General features: G+C 42.4%; 10 protein-coding genes and 1 pseudogene. All 11 read left to right on the forward strand.

The genetic code is table 11. The features are described 5' to 3' along the window. Nucleotides 1-101 precede the first annotated feature (101 nt). Nucleotides 102-6,761, forward strand: a pseudogene (gene bgaA / locus TZ96_RS05415) (LPXTG-anchored adhesin/beta-galactosidase BgaA); the annotation flags it as partial. 350 nt (nucleotides 6,762-7,111) lie between these two features. Then, nucleotides 7,112-7,813, forward strand: a complete 702-nt coding sequence (locus TZ96_RS05420; protein ID WP_045763216.1) for an ABC transporter ATP-binding protein — start codon at nucleotides 7,112-7,114, stop codon at nucleotides 7,811-7,813. Between the two features lies 1 nt (nucleotide 7,814). Beyond that, nucleotides 7,815-10,520 (forward strand): FtsX-like permease family protein, encoded by a 2,706-nt coding sequence (locus tag TZ96_RS05425; RefSeq protein WP_045763217.1) that lies wholly within the window; start codon nucleotides 7,815-7,817, stop codon nucleotides 10,518-10,520. Between the two features lie 95 nt (nucleotides 10,521-10,615). Then, nucleotides 10,616-11,968, forward strand: coding sequence for a UDP-N-acetylmuramoyl-L-alanine--D-glutamate ligase (gene murD / locus TZ96_RS05430; RefSeq protein ID WP_045763218.1), 1,353 nt, complete (start codon nucleotides 10,616-10,618; stop codon nucleotides 11,966-11,968). Between the two features lies 1 nt (nucleotide 11,969). Further along, nucleotides 11,970-13,028: a UDP-N-acetylglucosamine--N-acetylmuramyl-(pentapeptide) pyrophosphoryl-undecaprenol N-acetylglucosamine transferase gene (locus tag TZ96_RS05435; RefSeq protein ID WP_045763219.1), complete on the forward strand. Its 1,059-nt coding sequence runs from the start codon at nucleotides 11,970-11,972 to the stop codon at nucleotides 13,026-13,028. A 9-nt stretch (nucleotides 13,029-13,037) separates the two neighbouring features. Then, complete coding sequence (locus tag TZ96_RS05440; RefSeq protein WP_045763220.1) at nucleotides 13,038-14,348, forward strand: FtsQ-type POTRA domain-containing protein; 1,311 nt, start codon at nucleotides 13,038-13,040, stop codon at nucleotides 14,346-14,348. 256 nt (nucleotides 14,349-14,604) lie between these two features. After that, nucleotides 14,605-15,300 carry an orotidine-5'-phosphate decarboxylase gene (pyrF, locus tag TZ96_RS05445; RefSeq protein WP_045763221.1) on the forward strand — a complete coding sequence of 232 codons (696 nt, stop codon included), beginning with the start codon at nucleotides 14,605-14,607 and terminating at the stop codon, nucleotides 15,298-15,300. 39 nt (nucleotides 15,301-15,339) lie between these two features. Continuing rightward, complete coding sequence (pyrE, locus tag TZ96_RS05450; protein WP_045763222.1) at nucleotides 15,340-15,972, forward strand: orotate phosphoribosyltransferase; 633 nt, start codon at nucleotides 15,340-15,342, stop codon at nucleotides 15,970-15,972. An 898-nt stretch (nucleotides 15,973-16,870) separates the two neighbouring features. Continuing rightward, nucleotides 16,871-17,677 carry a membrane protein gene (locus TZ96_RS05455; protein WP_045763223.1) on the forward strand — a complete coding sequence of 269 codons (807 nt, stop codon included), beginning with the start codon at nucleotides 16,871-16,873 and terminating at the stop codon, nucleotides 17,675-17,677. Between the two features lie 21 nt (nucleotides 17,678-17,698). Continuing rightward, entirely contained in the window at nucleotides 17,699-18,946 is a 1,248-nt protein-coding gene (locus tag TZ96_RS05460) for a toxic anion resistance protein (RefSeq protein WP_045763224.1), read from the forward strand. Nucleotides 18,947-19,304: 358 nt separating this feature from the next. Beyond that, nucleotides 19,305-22,667, forward strand: a complete 3,363-nt coding sequence (locus TZ96_RS05465; RefSeq protein ID WP_080936305.1) for a type I restriction endonuclease subunit R — start codon at nucleotides 19,305-19,307, stop codon at nucleotides 22,665-22,667. The last annotated feature ends 239 nt before the right edge of the window (nucleotides 22,668-22,906 follow it).

Genomic DNA, 22,906 nt, shown 5'->3' on the forward strand with positions numbered 1-22,906 from the left:
AAAAAGCACAGGACGATCAAACTCTACAATCAGACTCTGACAAAAAAGAGGATTCCATGCTAGATAAGAAACCTCAAGTAATTACTCAAGATCAATCTGCTCAAACGGAAAAACCGGACCTAAAACCGGCTACCAGCGAGGAGGTAAATCAATTGGTTGAGGACCGTAAAGTAGAATTTAACCAAAACTGGCATTTTAAACTTAATGCCAATGCTAAAGACGCTATCAAACCAGATGCAGATGTATCAAGCTGGAAGAAATTAGACCTTCCTCATGACTGGAGTATCTACAATGACTTCGATCATGATTCTCCTGCCCAAAATGAGGGTGGACAACTCAACGGTGGGGATGCTTGGTATCGCAAGACCTTTAAACTAGATGAAAAAGACCTTAACAAGAATGTTCGCCTAGTCTTTGATGGAGTTTATATGGATTCGCAAGTCTATGTAAACGGTCAGCTAGTTGGTCACTATCCAAATGGTTACAACCAATTCTCTTATGACATCACTGATTATCTCAATAAAGATGGTCGTGAGAATGTCGTAGCTGTACATGCGGTCAACAAACAACCAAGTAGCCGTTGGTACTCAGGAAGTGGTATTTACCGCGATGTTACCCTTCAAGTCACAGATAAGGTTCATGCTGAGAAAAACGGAACAACGATCTTAACACCAGACCTTGAAAAACAACAAAATGGTAAGGTTGATACTCATGTAACAAGTAAGATTGTCAATACAGATGACAAAGATCATGAAATTGTTGCTGAATACCAAATTATCGAAAGAAATGGTCAAGCAGTGACGGACGTTGTTCGTACAGATAGCCAAGTCTTGAAAGCTCATCAATCAACTAGTTTGAATGCTATTTTGCAAGTTGAGAAACCAAAACTCTGGACAGTTCTTAACGATAAACCAGCTCTTTATGAATTGGTGACTCGTGTTTATCGTGATGGTCAATTGGTCGATGCTAAGAAGGACTTGTTTGGTTACCGTTACTATAACTGGACACCAAATGAAGGCTTCTCTTTGAATGGTGAACGCATTAAATTCCATGGAGTTTCTCTTCACCACGATCACGGAGCTCTAGGGGCTGAAGAAAATTATAAGGCAGAATACCGTCGTCTGAAACAGATGAAGGATATGGGTGTGAACTCTATCCGTACAACCCACAACCCAGCTAGTGAGCAAACGTTGCAGATCGCTGCAGAACTAGGTTTGTTGGTGCAAGAAGAAGCCTTCGATACTTGGTACGGTGGGAAGAAACAGTATGACTACGGACGTTTCTTTGACAAAGACGCCACTCACCCAGATGCTAAAAAAGGTGAAAAATGGTCTGATTTTGACCTACGTACAATGGTCGAGAGAGGCAAGAACAACCCTGCTATCGTCATGTGGTCTATCGGTAATGAAATCGGTGAGGCAGACGGTAAAGCTCGTTCTCTAGCAACGGTTAAACGCTTGGTGCAAGTGATCAAGGCTGTTGATAAAACACGCTATGTCACTATGGGAGCAGACAAGTTCCGTTTTGGTGATGGTAGTGGTGATCATGAAAAGATTGCCAACGAACTTGATGCGGTTGGATTTAACTATTCAGAAGACAACTACAAGAAGCTTCGTGCGAAACATCCAAATTGGTTGATTTATGGTTCAGAAACTTCTTCAGCAACTCGTACTCGTGGTAGCTATTTCCGTCCAGAAAGTGAGCTAGTTCATAGCAACCAAGCTTATCGTCATTATGAGCAATCAGATTATGGTAATGACCGTGTTGGTTGGGGTAAAACAGCCACTGCATCTTGGACTTTTGACCGAGACAATGCTGGTTATGCTGGTCAGTTTATCTGGACAGGTACCGACTATATCGGCGAGCCTACTCCATGGCACAACCAAAACAACACACCAGTTAAGAGTTCTTACTTTGGTATCGTAGATACAGCTGGCATTCCTAAGAATGACTATTACTTGTATCAAAGCCAATGGGTTTCTGCTCAGAAGAAACCAATGGTTCACCTCCTTCCTCACTGGAACTGGGAAGATCCTACTCTGAAAGCGAATGTAGCTGATGCAGATGGTAAGATTCCTGTTCGTGCATTTTCAAATGCTGCCAGTGTGGAACTGTTCTTGAATGGCGAGTCTCTAGGTAAGAAAACCTTTAACAAGAAACAAACTAGTGATGGCCGTACTTACCAAGAAGGTGCCAATGCCAAGGAACTTTACCTTGAGTGGAAGGTTGCTTATCAACCTGGAACCTTGGAAGCAGTAGCTCGCGATGAGGCTGGTAATGAAATTGCTCGTGATAAGGTTACGACTGCTGGTGAACCTGCAGGTGTTCGCCTAGTCAAAGAAGAAAATGCTATCGCAGCAGACGGAAAAGATCTCACTTATATTTACTACGAAATCGTTGACAGTGCTGGTAATGTAGTTCCAACTGCCAATAACCTTGTGCGCTTCCAGTTGCATGGACAAGGTCAGATTGTCGGTGTGGATAACGGTGAACAAGCAAGCCGTGAACGTTACAAAGAACAAGCCGATGGTTCATGGGTTCGTAAGGCCTTCAATGGTAAGGGTATTGTCATTGTCAAATCAACTGAGCAAGCTGGTAAATTTACCTTGACTGCTCATTCTGATCTCTTGAAATCTGATCAAACTACTATCTTTACAGGTAAGAAAGACCAAGCTGAAAAAACTGTCTTGGGTACAGAAGTTGCTAAAGTCCGTACTGTTATCGGTCAAGCACCGAAAATGCCTAAGAAGGTAGCCTTTATCTATAGTGATGGTAGCCGTACAAAACTTCCAGTAGAATGGTCAGCAGTTGATGTCAATGAACCAGGAATTGTGACTGTTAAGGGTGTAGCAGATGGACGAGACGTCGAAGCGCGTGTTGAAGTCTTGGCTCTCGAAGCAGAATTGCCTGTAGTCAAGAGAATCGCTCCAAATACAGACCTAAGTTCAGTTGACAAATCTGTTTCCTACGTATTGTCAGATGGTACTGTAGCAAGCTATGATGTTAATAAGTGGGAAATTGCAGCTGAAGATCAAGCTAAACTAGCAATCCCAGGCTCTCGCATCCCAGCAAAAGGTATTTTAGAAGATGAAGAAATCGCTGCGACCTTGGTAGTGGCAGAAGGGGAAGCTGCTAATCCAGTAGTTCCAAGTGTAACTGTAGCAGATCAAGCGGTTGAAGGTCTTTCAACTGACCAACCTGTAAAATATCACAAGCTTGCTTATGGAGTAGCTTTGCCAGAGGTTAAAGCTACAGCTGAAAATGCTCAAGTGACAGTTATTCAAGCTAACGAAGCAAATGGTATGCGTGCAAGCATCCATGTCCAACCAAACGATGGTGGCCCACTACAAACTTATGCTATCCAATTCCTACAAGAAGCTCCACAAATTGAACGTTTGAGCCTAGAAGTTGAAAATGCAGCTACTTTGAAAGAAGACCAAACTGTCGGTATCAAGGTCTTGGCTCACTATCAAGACGGTACACAAGCAGTCTTGAAAGCTGATAAGGTTACCTACTCAACTACAGGTGAAGGAGATGTAGCCGTTCGTAAAGGTATGCTTGAATTGCATAAACCAGGTCAAGTAACTCTGAAAGCTCAATTTGAAGGAGCAGAAGGTCAGATTGACTTGAACATTCAAGCAAATACTGAAAGTAAAGTTGTCCAAGCCATCCGTCCAGTTAGTGTCGTGACAGGTTTGAACCAAGAACCAAGTCTACCTGCTACTGTAACTGTAGAGTATGACAAAGGATTTCCGAAGGTTCACAAGGTGACTTGGCAAGCAGTTGCTAAGGAAGACCTTGCTAAATACCATAGTTTTGATATCTTAGGTAAAGTTGAAGGAATCGAGAAAGAAGCTCATGCTAAGGTATCTGTCGAAGGTATCATTGCTGTCGAAGAAGTGAGTGTAACAACTCCAGTTGCAGAAGCTCCTCAACTTCCAGAGAGCGTTCGTACTTACCACTCAAATGGCCAAGTCTCTTCAGCTAAAGTAACTTGGGACGCAATTGAACCAAGCCAATACGCACAAGAAGGCAAGTTTACTGTGACAGGACATGTCGAAGGTACTCAACTACCAACTAAACTTCATGTTCGTGTGTCTGCTCAGACAGAAACTGGTGCTAATATTTCTGACCAGTGGACTGGTTCAGAATTGCCACTTGCCTTTGCATCAGACTCAAATCCAAGTGACTCAGTAGCCAATGTCAATGACAAATTGATTTCTTATAACAATCAACCAGCAAACCGCTGGACAAACTGGAACCGTACAAGTGAAGCATCCGTGGGAATTCTCTTTGGTGACTCTGGTATCATGTCTAAACGATCAGTTGATAACCTCAATGTAGCCTTCCACGAAGACCACGGTGTTGGTGCACCTAAATCCTATGTCATCGAATACTATGTCGGTTCAGCAACTCCAACAGTTCCTAAGAATCCAAGCTTCGTAGCACGCGAAGACCATGTCTTTAATGACGATAAAAACTGGAAAGAAGTAACAAATCTCAAGGCTCCAGATCAAGTCAGAGCTGGAGAAATGACCCACTTTAGCTTTGATAAAGTCAACACTTACGCAGTTCGTATCCGCATGGTTAGACCAGATGGTAAATGGGGAACTTCTATTACAGAAATGCAAATCTTCTCTAAACAAGTAGCTGCAGCTAAGAATGCTCAAGCACAAATTCAAGTAGATGGAAAAGATTTGCCAAACTTTAACCCAGGCTTGACTGACTACTATCTAGAAGCAAGCCAAGGAAAAGCTCCAGCTGTTACAGCAAGTGTCACTGAAAATGGTATTGCAACAGTTGTACCAAGCGTAGGTGAAGGAGATCCAGTCCGTGTTGTTGTCAAGGCTGAAAACGGAGATATCCTAGGTGAATACCGCCTACACTTCACAAATGACAAAGATTTGCTCGCAAGTAAACCTGTTGCTGTTGCCAAATCATCTCGCTTGGTTGCTAAAGGACAAACCCTTGAATTACCAGCAAAAGTTCCTGTTTACTTCACAGGAAAATCTGACTATGAAGTGAAAGACTTGGCTGTTGACTGGGAAGCAATCCCGGCAGAGAATCTAACAAAAGCAGGTGAATTTACAGTTCATGGTCGCGTTTTGGGTACTGATTTAACTGCTGAAGTAGCTGTTCGTGTAACAGACAAACTCGGAGAAAATCTTTCAGACAACCCTGACTTCGATGATGATAGCAACCGTTCATTTGCCTCAGCAACTAACGATATTGATCCAAACTCTCATGACCGTGTAGACTATGTCAACGATGGTTCAGATGATGAAACCCGCCGTTGGACCAACTGGTCTCCAACTCCATCTGATAATCCGGAAGTTTCAGTAGGGGTTATCTTCAGAGAAAATGGTAAGATTGTTGAACGTACAGTAGCTGAAGGAAGCATTCGCTTCTTTGCAGATGGTGGAACAGATGCACCTTCTAAACTCGTCCTAGAACGCTATGTGGGACCAGAATTTGATTCACCAGAATATTACTCTAACTACCAACCATACGATCCAGAACATCCATTCAACACTCCTTCTAACTGGGAGAAAGTTGAATACCGTGCGGATCAAGAAGTTCAAGCAGGAACTGACATCCATGTAACCTTTGCACCAGTCAAAGCTAAAGCTATGAGATGGCGCATGGACAGAAAAGCAGACAAGAAGGGTGTGGCTATCACTGAAATGGCCTTTATCGCACCAAGTGAAGCACCAAAAGACAATACAGCTTCTAAACTTCTAGTAGATGGTAAAGAGCTTGCTGACTTCTCTGAAGCTCGTGTGGATTACCAAGTAACCTATAGTGGAAACCGTCCTAAAGTGACCGTTGAAGCTGGTGAAAACGTAGCGGCAACAGTTGTCGATAGTGGTGACGATAAACTTCCAGTCTTGGTACGTCTCGTTTCAGAAAGTGGTAAACACGTCAAGGAATACCGTATCCAATTGACCAAAGAAAAGGTTGAAACTGGAAAAGTTGCCCCAGCTGTTCAGGAAGAGCTTCCTAGCCTAGAAGTGGTAGAAGAAACTCTCAGCTTCAAGACAGTGAAGAAAGAAGATCCAACTCTACCAGAAGGTGAAACTCGTGTGACTCAAGCAGGTCGTGAAGGTAAAGAACGTATCCTGACTGAAGTAGCACTAGATGGAAGCCGTACTGAAAAACTTCGCGAAACTATTGACGCACCGCAAGATGAGATTGTCTTAGTCGGAACTAAGAAAGAAGTATCTGGTAAAACAGATCCAGCTATCCATGAAGTTCCAGAATTTACAGGTGGTGTCAATGGAGCAGAAGCAGCTGTTCATGAAGTCCCAGAGTACCCAGGAGTCATTGGCACAGCAGGTGATGAGCCAGCACCAGTAGTAGAGGTTCCAGAATTTACAGGCGGTGTCAATGGGGCAGAAGCTGCTGTTCATGAAGTACCAGAGTATACTGGTCATGTAAATGGTTCAGAAGGAACTACCCATCAAGTTCCACACTTTGAAGGTGGCGTTCCTGGTGGAGAAGGGACTAGTCACCAAGTTCCAGAATTTACTGGACGTGTGAATGGTTCAGCCCCAACTACAGGTGAAACACCAGCATACAGAGATGAGCAGTCACAAGTAGCTCTTGCTATGTCACAAGACAAGACCTACCAAGCGCCTGCAAGTCATCAAAATATCCTCCCTGAAACAGGTACTAAGGAAAATGCAACCCTTGCAACAGCAGGTGTTGTAGGAGCACTACTTGGTCTCTTTGCAATGGGAAAGAAAAAAGAAGACGAATAAGATGATGTAAAAGCATCTAAGTCATAGAGATTGGACCAAGAGACTAATCTCGACAATAAAAAGCGGACAAAACTAGTTTTCTGATTTACAGAGGCTGGTCTTGTCCGCTTTTTTATCTAAACAGTTAATTGCAAAAGAAGACCAAAGATGATATTTGACAAAAAACTAAAATAACAAACTAGAGGAATTGCATCAGAAACATGGTGAGTAAGGAATGGATATACTGAATTGGATTCAGCATATCTGAGGACTTTGAAAATCTCTCTAAAGTCTACAGGGATAAGCTTTCTTTCTCTCCTCAAAAGAGTTATAATAAAGATGAAAATAGGGATAGAAGAGGAGGAGATAGGATGGCTTATATTGAAATGAAAAACAGCTATAAGAGGTATCATACTGGTGATACAGAAATCGTGGCCAATCGAGATGTCAGCTTCGAGATTGAAAAGGGAGAACTAGTCATTATCCTTGGGTCATCTGGTGCAGGGAAGTCAACCGTTTTAAATATTCTTGGTGGTATGGATACAAACGATGAAGGGCAAGTCTGGATTGATGGGACCAATATCTCGAATTTCACTTCTCATCAGAGAACTAACTATCGTAGAGATGACGTTGGCTTTGTCTTTCAGTTTTACAATTTGGTTTCTAACTTGACTGCTAAGGAAAATGTTGAGCTAGCTTCAGAAATTGTTGCCGATGCCTTGGATCCTGAGCAGGTTCTCAAGGATGTAGGATTAGGGCACCGTCTTAATAACTTTCCAGCTCAGCTGTCAGGCGGTGAGCAACAACGGGTATCCATTGCTCGAGCCGTGGCTAAAAATCCTAAAATTCTCCTTTGTGATGAACCAACGGGAGCTTTGGATTACCAGACGGGTAAGCAGGTTCTAAAGATTCTTCAAGATATGTCACGTAAGAAGGGGGCTACTGTTATCATCGTGACCCATAATGCCTCCCTAGCTCCTATAGCTGATCGGGTAATTCAGATGCATGATGCCAGTGTCAAGAGTGTTATCCTCAATCCTCAACCCCAGGATATTGATGATTTGGAGTACTAAAATGAAAAGAAAGACATATTGGAAGGACCTGCTCCAGTCTTTCACAGGTTCAAAAGGACGGTTTTTATCCATCCTAACTCTGATGATGTTAGGTTCTTTAGCCGTGGTTGGTCTCAAAGTAGCCAGTCCCAATATGGAGCGAACAGCTTGGACTTATCTGAAAGATACTAATGTGGCAGATATGACCGTCATAGCAGATTACGGTCTAGATCAGGCAGACCAGGAAGAATTGCAAACTCTATCAGGAGCAGATGTTGAATTTGGCTATATGACAGATTTGACTTTGGCAAACAGTGAAGATGCCATACGGATCTTTTCAAATACTGAAAAGATTTCAAAATTTCAAGTAACGGAAGGTCGTTTGCCTGAAAAAGAAGATGAGTTGGCCTTGGCGGATTTTTGGAAAGATCGTTATCAGATTGGTCAAGTCATTCAGTTGAGCCAAAAGAAGGGCAGCAATTCTCAGTTGAAGCGGGATAGTTATACCATTACAGGCTTCGTCCACTCTCCAGATATTTTCTCAAAAACGGATATGGGGAGTTCAGCCAGTGGTAATGGGAACTTAGCAGCCTATGGTGTCGTAACTGAAGCAAATTTCAAGAGCTCTGTTTACACGATTGCCCGCCTACGTTTTGCTAGCCTAACAGATGTCAATCCCTTCTCTAGTGATTACGAAAAGAAGCTAGAGGAAGAAGAAGCAACTCTCAAGGAACTAGTTGCTGATAATGGACAAGCGCGGCTAGAGAAAATGAAGAAGGATGCCCAAGAGTCCCTTGATGAGGGCAAGAAACAACTAGACGAGGCAGAGACCAACTTGACAGCTGGCAAGAAACGCCTACAAGAAATCGAAACGCGTCTACAAGCTCAAGAAAATCAAGTGAGCCAACTACCAGAACCACAAAAAAGTCAAGCCTCTAGTCAGTTAGAAGAAGCAAAAAAGCAACTGAAGCAGGAACAGGAAAAGCTGAGCCAAGCCGAAACAGATCTTACTAACGAAAAGGCTAAATGGCAGACCAGTCAGGATGAAGTCAATGCTCTGACAGAGCCAACCTATCATGTCTACAATCGCAAGAGTTCTCCTACTGGTCAAGGTTATCTCATGTATAGTAATTCGGCCATGAGTATTCGTGCCGTAGGGAATATTTTTCCAGTTGTTCTCTATGCTGTAGCAGCCATGGTTACCTTTACCACCATGACACGATTTGTAGACGAGGAAAGGACCAATGCTGGTATCTTTAAGGCTTTAGGCTACCATAGCAAGGATATCATCGCTAAGTTTGTGATTTATGGTCTGGTTGCTGGCACTCTTGGAACCCTTCTAGGAATTTTGCTTGGTCACTACATCCTAGCACCTACTATTTCGCATATCATTACTAAGCGAATGATTGTTGGAGAGAGTCAGCAGTATTTCTATTGGACCTATAGTTGCTTAGCTCTGGGTCTAAGCTTAGTGGCTAGTGTCCTACCTGCCTACCTTGTATCTCGCAGAGAGTTGCATGAAGAAGCAGCGCAATTATTACTACCCAAGCCACCAGTCAAGGGTTCTAAAATTCTCTTGGAGCGGATAACCTTTATCTGGTCACGTTTGAGTTTTACTCAGAAGGTGACAGCCCGCAACATTTTCCGTTATAAGCAGCGTATGCTGATGACCATTTTTGGAGTTGCTGGTTCAGTAGCCCTCCTCTTTGCAGGACTTGGGATTCAATCCTCTGTGGTTGGAGTGGCAGACAGGCAGTTTAAGGATCTGCAACAATACCAGATGGTTCTCTCTGTCAATTCTCGAGCTTCTGATTCTGACAAGGCTAAGCTAGAGGAAAAACTGAAAAGTGATGAAGTTGAAAACTATCGTTTAATTTCTTCCAAACAGATTGAGGAAGACTATGCCGGTAAAGCTGGCGTTCAGACCGTGACCATCATGGTAACGGATCAAGATGACCTAGCTCCCTTTGTTCTCTTGGAAAAAAATGGGGAAAAACTGAACTTATCAAACGGAGTCATTTTGACAGAAAAATTAGCCCAGTTAGCTGGAGTTTCTGTTGGTGACAACTTTACAATCGATGGGAAAACCTTTAAAGTAGGTGCTATCACCGAGCACTATGTAGGCCATTTTGTCTATATGAATCAGGCGACCTATGAGAAAATTTATGGTCAAACTCCTAAGATGAATACCTATCTAGTCCAACTAAAGGATAAAAGTGAAGTCAATACCGAGAGAGTTGCAGGAGAATTTATGGATCAGGCGGCTGTCAGTGGCCTCGTTCAAAATGCCTCCACCATTCAGCTCTTTGAAAGTTTTGCCAATTCTTTGAATCATACCATGGCGATTTTGGTGCTGGTATCGGTGCTACTGGCTATTGTGATTCTCTATAATTTGACCAATATCAATGTTGCTGAACGGATTAGGGAACTCTCAACCATCAAGGTTCTTGGTTTTCATAACAAAGAAGTGACCCTTTATATCTATCGGGAGACCATCATATTGTCACTAATCGGAATGATTGTAGGTTTGGTATCAGGCTATTATCTCCATCAATTTCTCATTCAGATGATTGCACCTGGAACCTTCCGTTTTCAACCGAAGGTCGGCTGGGAAGTGTATCTCATCCCAATTCTAGCTGTTAGTGTCATCTTGACTATCCTAGGCTTTTTTGTCAATCATTATCTCCGAAAGGTAGATATGCTTGAAGCCCTCAAGTCTGTAGAATAGTTGGTCGAGGACAAAAACAAATAAGAAAGCCCTTTGTGGCTTTTTTATTTTCATAAAAATGGTAAAATAGTAAGAGTAGAAATGGAGTTCTAGATATGAAACGAATTGATCAATTTGAAAATAAGAAAGTATTAGTCCTAGGATTGGCAAAATCTGGTGAATCTGCAGCTCGTCTTTTGGACAAGCTAGGTGCCATTGTGACAGTGAATGATGGCAAGCCTTTTGAGGAAAATCCAGCTGCGCAAAGTCTCTTGGAAGAGGGTATCAAGGTTGTCACTGGTGGACATCCATTGGAATTGTTGGACGAAGATTTTGCCTTGATGGTAAAAAATCCAGGAATCCCTTATAGCAATCCTATGATTGAAAAAGCTCTAGAGAAAGGCATTCCGGTTTTGACTGAGGTTGAATTAGCCTACTTGATCTCAGAAGCACCAATCGTAGGTATTACAGGTTCAAATGGTAAGACAACGACCACCACTATGATTGGAGAAGTTCTGACTGCTGCAGGGCAAAATGGTCTCTTATCAGGTAACATCGGATATCCTGCTAGTCAGGTGGCTCAAACTGCGACAGATAAGGATACTCTTGTCATGGAGCTATCTTCTTTCCAATTAATGGGAATCCAGGAATTCCATCCTGAAATTGCTGTTATTACCAACCTGATGCCAACCCATATTGACTATCACGGTTCTTTTGAGGACTATGTGGCAGCCAAGTGGAATATTCAAAGCAATATGACAGCGGCTGATTACTTAGTATTGAACTTCAACCAGGAATTAGCTAAAGAGCTTGCTACAAAGACAAACGCGACTGTAGTACCATTCTCAACCCTTGAAAAGGTTGACGGTGCTTATCTTGAAGATGGTTATCTATACTTCCGTGGTGAAAAAGTCATGGCAGCTGATGAAATCGGTGTTCCGGGTAGCCACAATGTGGAAAATGCTCTTGCCACCATTGCTGTTGCTAAACTTCGTGGTGTTGACAATGAAACCATCAAGGAAACCTTGTCAGCCTTTGGAGGAGTTAAACACCGTCTCCAATTCGTAGATGAAATAAAGGGTGTGAAATTCTACAATGATAGTAAGTCAACCAATATCTTAGCAACTCAAAAAGCCTTGTCTGGATTTGACAATAGCAAGGTTATCTTGATTGCTGGTGGTTTGGACCGTGGTAATGAGTTTGACGAATTGGTTCCAGATATTACTGGACTTAAGAAAATGGTTATTCTCGGCCAGTCTGCAGAACGTGTCAAGCGTGCAGCGGACAAGGCTGGTGTGGCTTATGTGGATGCAACAGATATTGCTGACGCAACTCGCAAGGCTTTTGAACTTGCGGAAGAAGGAGATGTGGTTCTCCTCAGTCCTGCTAATGCTAGCTGGGATATGTATGCTAACTTTGAAGTACGTGGAGATCTTTTTATCGACACTGTAGCGGAGTTAAAGGGATAATATGAAAAAAATAGTATTTACAGGTGGGGGAACGGTTGGACACGTTACCCTCAACCTTTTGTTAATGCCTAAGTTCATCGAAGATGGCTGGGAAGTCCACTATATTGGTGATAAGAACGGAATTGAGCATCATGAAATCCTCAAGTCAGGTTTGGACGTCACCTTCCATTCTATTGCAACTGGGAAATTGCGCCGATATTTCTCATGGCAAAATATGGTTGACGTCTTTAAGGTTGCTTTTGGAATCTTTCAATCGCTCTTTATCATGCTTCGACTTCGTCCTCAGGCCCTCTTTTCTAAGGGGGGATTTGTATCTGTTCCTCCTGTTATTGCGGCGCGAGTATGTAGAGTACCAGTTTTTATCCACGAGTCTGACCTCTCTATGGGTTTGGCCAATAAAATCGCCTATAAGTTTGCGACCAAGATGTACTCTACTTTTGAGCAAGCATCTAGTCTCACTAAGGTAGAGCACGTTGGAGCCGTGACCAAGGTTTCTGGTCCAATTATGGAAGAACCCGAAGAAATGGTGGATATCCGAACTTACTTCGATAGTAAGTTACCAACCCTTCTCTTTGTAGGTGGTTCTGCTGGAGCGCGTGTCTTTAACCAATTAGTTACAGACCACAAGGAAGAGCTGACTAGTCGCTATAATATCATCAACTTGACAGGTGATGCTAGTTTAAATGAACTAAGTTCAAACCTCTATCGTGTTGACTATGTGACTGACCTCTATCAACCGCTCATGAATATGGCTGATGTGGTCATTACTCGTGGTGGTGCCAATACCATCTTTGAACTCCTTGCTATGGCTAAATTGCATGTCATTGTGCCACTGGGGCGTGAAGCTAGCCGTGGAGACCAGATTGAAAATGCAGCTTACTTTGTGAAAAAAGGCTATGCAGAGGAGTTGCAAGAGAGCGATTTGACCTTGTCTACTTTAGAAGAAAAGGTAAGCAAGCTTTTGACCCACAAAGAAGACTACCAGAGCACGATGAAAAATTCTCATGAATTAAAATCTGTGGCGGATTTTTATGCGCTACTAAAAAAAGATCTATCATAAGGAAAATCGATGTCAAAGGATAAGAAACAAGAGCCAACTCAAGGCAAGGAATTGTCAGAGTGGCAAAAACGAAATCAAGAATATCTTCAAAAAAAGGCTGAAGAAGAGGCCCAACTAGCCAAAGAAAAGGCCCAAGCAGATGCCAATAAAAAAGAAGTTTCAAAAGCTCTCGAAGAAGAAGCCACCTTATCAGAGTGGCAGAAGCAGAACCGTGAATATCTGCGCAAAAAAGCTGAAGAAGAGATCAAGGAAGAACAAGAGTCAGACTTATCTGAAGATACTGAGGCAGAAGAGGATTCAGATTCTAATCCTGAAGAGCAGAAGGAGAGTGCAGAAGACCAGTCCTCTCCTGAGAATGAGGAGGAAACTACTGAGACAGAACAAGTAGAAGAAGAGGACGAAACATCTGAAGAAAAATCTGAAGAAACAAAAGTAGAAGAAAAGAGATCTAAGTCTAAGAAAAAGATTGCTAAGCCTTCTATTCCAAGTGTTCATATCTGGCGTGCTGTTACGATTCTAATCCCAAGTTTGCTTGTCTTGATCTTTTCCATCTATCTTTTGACGCCATACTCAACTTTGAAAAACATAGAAGTCACTGGTACGGTAGAGACCAATGCAGACCAAATCAAAGAGGCTTCAGGGATTCGTGATAGTGACTATACCTTTGATCTACTCCTCAATAAAGACAAACATGCTGAGATGATTAAGTCCAATCACTGGATTGAATCTGCGAGCATTCACTATCAATTCCCGACCAATTTTACCATCCAGGTCAAGGAATACGGGATTGTAGCCTATTATGTTTCTGGAGAGGATCATTATCCGATTCTTTCTAGTGGGACGGTGGAAACCAGTCCAGTTAGTCTAGTCAGTCTTCCTGAAACCTATATGTCCGTACTCTTTAACGATGAGCAGCAAGTCAAAACCTTGATTGAACAACTGGCTGAAGTCAGCCCAGAGATTAAGCAAGCTATCAAAACGATTGAATTGGCTCCAAGCAGTGTAACCAGTGATCTGCTCAAAATTACCATGTATGATACGGATGAGGTTTTGGTTCCTTTATCAGAACTAGGTAAAAAATTGCCTTACTATAGCAAGATTAAACCTCAATTAACAGTTCCAAGCGGTATTGATATGGAAGTTGGGATCTATAGTTATAGCTTGACGGATAAGGCTTTAGAAGAAGCGAGAATCAAAGCTAAAGAAGAGGAAAAGAAGAAGCAGGAAGAAGAAAAGAAAAAACAAGAAGAGCAAGGGAATCAAACTCAGAATCAAACACAAACTCAAAATCAAACAACCCAACAATCACAGAGTCGATAAACTTGAGAACATTCTATCTGCTTGATTGTGAGTCTTGGCTTTAAAGTTCTTCGTATACCAGTTTTTACTTGACAAGTCCCGCTTTAAATAATAGAATAGTAAAAAACCTTTAAAGCAGTCCAGAGAGGCAGCTAAGGTTAGACGGTGAAAGGGTGGATTCTACCCATTTTTCGTGGAACCTTGCTGTTGGCAGGTTCCTTTTTTGTAGTCTTTTTGACGGAAGCTGGGCTGATAAGAAAGATAAGAGGAGAAACGCATGCGTGAAAGTCGCCCAGTCATAGCTCTGGATTTTCCAAGTTTTGAAGAAGCCAAGGAGTTCTTAGCCCTATTTCCAGCAGAGGAAAAGCTCTATGTCAAAGTAGGAATGGAAATCTACTATGCTGTAGGACCTGAAGTTGTCCGTTATTTGAAGTCATTAGGACATAGTGTCTTTTTGGATCTCAAACTGCATGATATTCCCAATACAGTCAAATCAACCATGAAAATTTTATCGAACCTGGGAGTTGATATGACCAATGTGCAGGCAGCAGGTGGGGTTGAGATGATGCAAGCAGCGCGTGAAGGATTGGGAGACAAGGGGATTCTCATAGCTGTTACCCAATTAACCTCAACCTCGGAGGAACAAATGCAAGAATGTCAAAATATCCAAACCAGCCTCCAAGAGTCGGTTATCCACTATGCCCAGAAAACAGCTGAAGCTGGTCTAGATGGAGTCGTTTGCTCGGCCCAAGAAGCCAAGCTTATCAAACAAGCAACTCATGAAGACTTTATCTGTCTGACACCAGGGATTCGCCCAAGAGGGACAGAAGCAGGGGATCAGAAACGGGTAGTAACCCCAGGAGAAGCTTACCAGATTGGCAGTGACTACATCGTAGTTGGACGCCCAATCACTCAAGCAACTGATCCAGTCGCAGCTTATCATGCTATCAAGGATGAGTGGAACCAAGACTGAAATTAAAGAAATAGATTATAAAAACAAAAGGAGTAGACCATGACACTTGCTAAAGATATTGCTAGCCATCTATTGAAAATTCAAGCCGTTTACCTCAAACCAGAAGAACCTTTTACTTGGGCATCAGGTATCAAGTCACCGATTTATACGGACAATCGTGTGACGCTTGCTTATCCAGATACTCGTAGCTTGATTGAAAATGGTTTTGTGGAAGCTATTAAGGCAGAATTCCCAGAAGTAGAAGTGATTGCAGGAACAGCGACTGCAGGTATTCCTCATGGTGCCATCATCGCTGATAAGATGAACTTGCCATTTGCCTATATCCGTAGCAAACCAAAAGACCATGGTGCTGGAAATCAAATCGAAGGCCGTGTAGCCCAAGGACAAAAGATGGTCGTTGTCGAAGATTTGATTTCAACTGGCGGTTCAGTTCTTGAAGCCGTAGCAGCTGCTAAACGTGAAGGAGCTGATGTTCTTGGAGTTGTGGCTATTTTCAGCTATCAATTACCAAAAGCAGATAAGAACTTTGCCGATGCTGGTGTCAAACTAGTAACCCTTTCAAACTACAGCGAGCTCATCCACCTAGCACAAGAAGAAGGCTACATCACACCAGAAGGACTCGACCTCCTAAAACGCTTTAAAGAAGACCAAGAAAATTGGCAAAATGCTTAAGACATAGAAAATCAGGTAGTCCAAATGAACTGCTCCCTGTCAAGTTGACAATGAATAATAAAAGATTAAGCACGGGCCTTGTTCCTCATTTCAAGAGGGGAAAGGCCCGTGTTGCGCCCTTGAAAACGAAAAGTAGATATCGGCGACAAGTTCCTCAAAAGTCTTATACTTCTTCAACTTGTCACTCTTTGTTTTAAAGTATTCCAAGAAGCGTTTAATTGCAGAATTATCAATACATATATCAGTTCTAGATATCGAGCAGTGGTGATCATCCAGTATTTTCGTGGTGTATACTATGATTCACAATCCCTATGAATCAGCGAGGTTGCGCTTACATTAGGCTTTATAGATTTTCCATAACTAAGGGATTATCATTTGCAGCTCCTTCATTGAATTTAGTGATGTTGATGATATGAGTCTGGTATGATATAATGTTTTCGCCCCCTCAATTTAAGGAAGGGAGGTGTTACATATGTTAGAAACTTTACTCACAGTGTTTCTAGCTCCGTTACTGATTAACGTCTTATCTGAGCTTTTCAAGTTATGGATTAAGAAACGTAAGAAGTAATGGTTAACCCTTTTAGAGGGTAGCAAAAAACCCCATCGATGGCACGGTGGGGCTTTTTTAGTTACATATGCTGTAACCTTACTCACATTGTAGATTAATTTTAACACATAACCCCTGATATTTCAAGCCTTTATTTCACTTTTTTGTAGAACTCACTAGGTAAGCCTGGATTACTAACACTTGTAGTTTAAGTCTATACAACTTAAATAAAACATGAGCTACTGAGTTCCATTATACAATAAAGAAATCAACTCTTTCCTAAGGAATTTCCACCCGCATTTTGGGCTTTTGTGCTAAAATAGACTTATAAATTTAAAATAAGGAATGTTTATGAAATCGGGTAATGGTTTTTGGAAAGGATGCCTCTATTTTTGGGGAGTTTTGTTTTTGCTGGGTCTTCTGATTCAGTATGCGCTACCTCTAGCGATTTGTGTTCTGCTGGGTTATGGTGGTTACCTGTTTTACAGACGTTGGCGCTATCCTCTTTTGAAGGATCGTACTCTCGATGATCAGATTGAACTTTTAAAAGCTCGGATTCGTCAGGCTGATAAAAATATTCAGCAACTAGAGGGAGCCTTGGCTGAAAAGGGTTCAGAATCTTATAAAAATATGGCTAATCAAGTATTAATTGAATTGCGAGAAATTCATCAGGAAGCAGATCGTCTCAAGTTCTATATCGGTGATGATGTGTATAACCGCATTGATAAAAAGGTTCGTACAGTTCGAGCAAACATCAATATTCAGTTAGAACATTTGGAAAGAGAAAGTCAAGTGGATCTTGAAAAAGCAGAGCCAGAGGAATTAGCCCCTGAATTATCCCAGACCTTGGCCAATATTGCTATTGACCATCAGGCCATTTTAGACAAGATTGCTACTTCTGCTGAGGGGGATAAGGAAGAGTTGACTGCCATTCATAGTTTGAAGATGGAGAAATTCCAAACGATTTTAGAAGGCTATTTAAAGATTAAGGCCAATCCTAAAAACTATAATCGAGCAGAAGAACGTTTGCAACAAGCTAAAGCAGCTATCGAACAATTTGACCTCGAGCTGGACCAAGTGTTAAGAGAGCTTAATGAAACAGATATGCGTGATTTCGATATCAGTCTGCGTATCCTAGAAAAAGATCGTAGAGAATAGGTTAGAAATAAAGGAGTAACCATGACAGAATTTAATTTTGATATTGACCAGATTGCCAATAATGCGGTAGCTAAGGTGGACAAGACAACTCAAATCATCGAGACCAATACTGGCTCAGACAAGACCTTGACCTTCCTTGAGAAGTTGAGCCTTGAACAGCAAGAAGGAATCAAGGCGCGCGTGCCCCAGTTAGTAGATCAGTTTGTCACCAATCAAAATGCCCTTTTGGATTTTGGACAATCTGCTGTAGAAGGTGTGAATAATACGGTCAATCGTATCTTGTCAGAACAAAAGAAACTGCAGATTCCCCAAGTGGATGATCTACTTAAGAATACCAACCGTGAGTTGCAAGGCTTTGTCGTCAAATACAAGAACGCTGAAATAGCTGAGTTAGAAGAAAAGCCAAACTTTTTGCAACGATTGTTTAACAAGAGCAAGAACACGCTACAAGAATTTTACTTTGACTCAAAAACGGTGGAGCAAAAACTCGATGGCATGGCTGCCGCAGTGGTTAAGCAAGAAGATGTCTTAGCTCGAAATATCGTCTCTGCTGAGATGTTGATTGAAGACAATACCAAATCCATTGAAAATCTAGTGGGAGTGATCTCCTTTATCGAAGCCAGCCAGACAGAAGCTGGCAATCGCGCTGCAGAACTGAAAGCTCAAGCTGATCAACTCGATACAAGTACGGTAGAATACCAAACCAAGTCTCAAGAATTGGCCCGCATGGCTGAAGTGGTCAATACCCTCGAACAACAACACACAGAGTATGTCAGCCGTCTTTATGTAGCCTGGGCAACAACACCTCAGATGCGTAATCTTGTGAAGGTGTCATCTGATATGCGCCAAAAATTGGGTATGCTTCGTCGCAATACCATCCCGACAATGAAACTTTCGATTGCCCAACTTGGTATTTTGCAACAATCAATGAAATCAGGTGTCGTGGCAGATGCCATTGTCAATGCTAACAACTCAGCCCTTCAGATGCTAGCTGAAACCAGTAAGGAAGTGATTCCGCAGATGGAACGAATTGCCCAAAGCCCGACAGTAGCTGTCGAATCGGTTACCAAATTGGCTGAAAGTCTGGTCGCTCAAAACCAAGGTATCGTCGCTGCTATTGAATTGGGCCGCCAGAAACGTGCCCAACTAGAAACAAGCATCGTCAAGTCCGCAGAAATGATCAATGATTCTGTCAAACTACGCGATGAGAAAATCGTCCAAGCCCTTTTAGACCAAGGAAAGGCTGCTCAGAAAGAAGTACAGGAATAACACACAAATCCCCTGTAAGCCTAGCTTGCAAGGGATTTTTCTTTGTCTAGGAGTACCTTGCCCTTCCTCGACAGTTACCAGCAAGCAAGTTTACTCTAAAATAGAGATAAAACCATGGTAAGCCTTTTCCCAACAAGGCTTTTATGCTACAATAGAAGGAAGTAAAGGTGTTGTTTTTCAATCTTATCAACACCTTGGATGAATGAAAAGGAAGAGTCCCTATGGTTTTCAGATTTAAGCAAATAACTAGCTTGCATATATATATATATATATAAATAAACTCACGTTTTCATACCCATTTTCAAAACCTACCAATGTTTTTGGTAGGCTTTTTGCGTTGTAGAAATGGGGTGTGAAAATGGCTTACACTTTATCAAAAGAATTAGAACAAGAACTCATCGTTTCAGCGCCTGAGTTACGGCCTAGTTATGCTGCCATCGTAGAATACCTAGAAGCTATCAACCAGAAAGAAGCATCTGGAAGCAATTCTCAGGAACTCCAGAACCAGCTTGCTATTCAGCTGAGACGTTTAGAAGATTTGGTGCAGGGCTATATCCAAATAAAGAAGAATCCCCATCACTACCTAGATGCAGATAAAGACCTGACAGCAGCCTATCAAGCCATAAAAGGTACGGAGCAAGCCCTTCTGGAAAAATTGCAACATCTCAACCAAGTAGCCTTGCAGGATTTCCATATCAGCCAGAGACTCTCTCCTAAAGACGAGACTGCTATCCCTGTAGCAGGTAAACCCAAAACCAAACAGGAATTGGCTATCGAGCGGGATTTGATTAATCAGCTGACAAAGGGAGAAAGTCAGTGGGTGTATCGACCTGAGTTAAATACAGAAGACCTCCTATGGGGAAACTTTTTTGCCAAGCTGGAAGCCAATAATGTCCGCATTTTGCAAGACCATCCCCTTACAAATTCAGAGAAAAATCAAATCAAAAACCAGCTCAATTTTGTCAACTTCTATGAAGCAGCCAAGTGGATAGCAGGGGAAAATGGCATTGCCAAGGTGCAGGTTCAACGTGAAGATGCCAGTCTAGGCACCATTCGCTTGGAAGTTTTGTGGAGAAACAATGTCGCAGGTGGCAAATCCAGCTATGAGGTTGTCAACCAAGTCATCACAGGCGGAGAAGGGATTCGCCAGCGTCGTGGGGATGTGACTTTGTTAATCAATGGTCTGCCAATGATTCAGATCGAACTAAAAAGCCGTTCTCATCCTTACATGGATGCCTTCCGTCAGATTAAAAAATACGACCAAGAAGGACAGTTCAGAGGCATTTTTTCAAGTCTTCAGATGTTTGTCGTCTCTAATGTCACAGAAACTCGCTACATCGCAGCTGCCAAAGCCAACAAGCTAAATGAGCGCTTCTTGACCAAGTGGGTCGATAGTGAAAATAGACCTCAACCTCAACTATTTGACTTTGCAGAGTCTGTCTTGTCGATACCTAGAGCCCACGAGATGGTCATGCAGTATTCTGTCATCGATGATGACAAGAAGGCCTTGATTTTATTGCGTCCCTATCAGGTACATGCTATTGAAGCTATCCGTGAAGCTAGTCGCAAGCGCCAATCAGGCTATATTTGGCATACGACTGGTTCAGGAAAGACCTTGACATCCTATAAGGTTTCGCGCAATCTGCTTCAGATACCATCCATTGAGAAGACAATCTTTGTGATTGATAGGACAGACCTCGACCAGCAGACGACCAGTTCTTTTCAGTCTTACGCAGAGAACGATATGATTGATATCGACGAGACCGATGATACACAGGAATTGGTTAAAAATCTAGCTTCTGATGACCGCCGTGTCGTTGTGACGACCATCCAGAAAATCAATGCTATGATTCGTCAGTTTGATGAAGGCCGTCACCAAAAGGTTTACAATCGTATCAAGCAACTCAAACTAGCCTTTGTCGTCGATGAATGCCATCGCGCAGTGACTCCTGAACGCCAGCGCCACCTAGAGCACTTCTTTACCAATTCTCTCTGGTATGGGTTTACAGGAACGCCTATCTTTACAGAAAATAAACGTGAACAAAAAGGAGACCTTGCTCAGACGACCGAAGAGCAGTACGGTGACTGTCTCCACCAATATACCGTCAAAGAAGCCATCCATGACAAGGCGGTTCTTGGCTTTAATGTGGAGTATCAGACAACCATGCCTGGTTGGGCAGAAGATGAGATTGACGAGGAGCGTTATGATGACGAAGGCCACATGCTTGCAGTTTTAGATGCTATTCTCAATCGCTCAAGACGCAAACTCGGTTTCCAAAATGGAGTAGGAAAAACTTATGAAGCCATTTTGACCGTCAAAAGCATTGCCCGTGCGCAGGCCTATTATAATCTGATTAAGCAAGTCAAAAATGGAGAAAAGTCTTTAAGCATTTCGGAAAATGTTAAAAAGATCTTGCCAGACTTTCCTAAGGTTGCCATTACCTACTCTGTGACAGAGAATGAAGCAGACTCCTATGTCAACCAAGCCTATATGGAGGAGAGCTTAGAAGACTACAATGCCATGTTTGGCACCCACTTTGGCCTAGCAACTATTGCTTCCTACAATAGCGACCTTAACGACCGTCTGGCCCGTAAGAAAGAACGCTTTGCCTTCCGTGAGGAACAGTTGGACCTGGTTATCGTGGTGGACCGCTTGTTGACAGGCTTTGATGCCCCTTGTCTATCGACCCTGTTCATGGATCGCCAGCCCATGAAACCCCAGCATATCATTCAGGCCTTTTCACGAACCAATCGCCTCTTTGATGAAGGCAAGAAATTCGGCCAAATCGTTACCTTCCAAACGCCTGACCGCTTTAAAGAAAAAGTGGATGAAGCTCTGAGCCTCTACTCAAATGGTGGCGAAACCAGTGTCTTAGCCCCAGAATGGCAGGAGGAGAAGGCCAAGTTTATGGAGAAGGTTCATCAACTACTGGCTATCGCTCCAAGTCCAGAGCAGGTGCCTGATTTGGATACAGCGACAGATGCAGAATTAAAACGCTTTGCCAAGGCCTTCCAAGAATTTGACAAGCTCCTATCTTCTATACAAGTCTATTCGGACTATGATGAGAAAGTCATTCTCAGAGAAATTGGACTCAGCCTAGAAGACATCGAGAACTTTGCCGGCCAATATCACAATGTCATCGAAGAACTCCGCAGACGTAGACCAGAAGACCAAGGAGATGAAGGCGTTCTCGTAGATATAGAGTATGAACTCGAATCCATCCGCACCGACGAGATAAACTATCACTATATCCTCTCTCTTATCCAAGCCCTAATCGAAAATCGGGAAAACCTCATCGGTAAAAAGGAAAAGAGCCTAGTAGATAACTATATTGAAGATTTGAACAAATCCAATCCCAAGTTATCCAGCCTCATCTCCAAACTCTGGCAGAATGTCCAAGCTGATGCCAAGAGTTATCAGGGACAGTCTGTAACCCATAAGTTGGATGAGATGATTGAGCTAACTACCCAGCAAAAGATTCGTGAAACGGCAGATTATTGGCAGATAGGAGAGGATGAACTCCAGTTCGTAGTGGACAACTACCGCATCGGACGAGATAAGCAAAATGGTGAAAAAGCCATCACAGAATCTCAGGACTACCTCGCCTATAAGGAAGCCCATGGAGACGAGGCACTACCAAAACTCAAATACAAAAAAGCCCTCAAAGAGGCCTATATGCGCATGATTTCAGAGGATATCTTACCGCTAAGGGGGAGATAGGTTTATTTGATGTTCTGATTTGCTAGATGTTTAACTTTATCTTGTCAAATCAGACCTTCTATTGTTTCAAAATAGGCAAAATTGAATAATAGAATGGTATATCTGTCTATCTAAAGTGTAAAAATGGCCAAAATTGAACAATAGGAATGAAAGGTGGACGTCCTAAAGTGCAAAAATAGGTAAAATTGAAGAATAGAAATCAAAAAAATAAAATCTAAAGTGTAGAAATACGAAAGTTG

The sequence above is a fragment of the Streptococcus infantis genome (assembly GCF_000963255.1).
Classification (GTDB): Bacteria; Bacillota; Bacilli; order Lactobacillales; family Streptococcaceae; genus Streptococcus; species Streptococcus nidrosiense.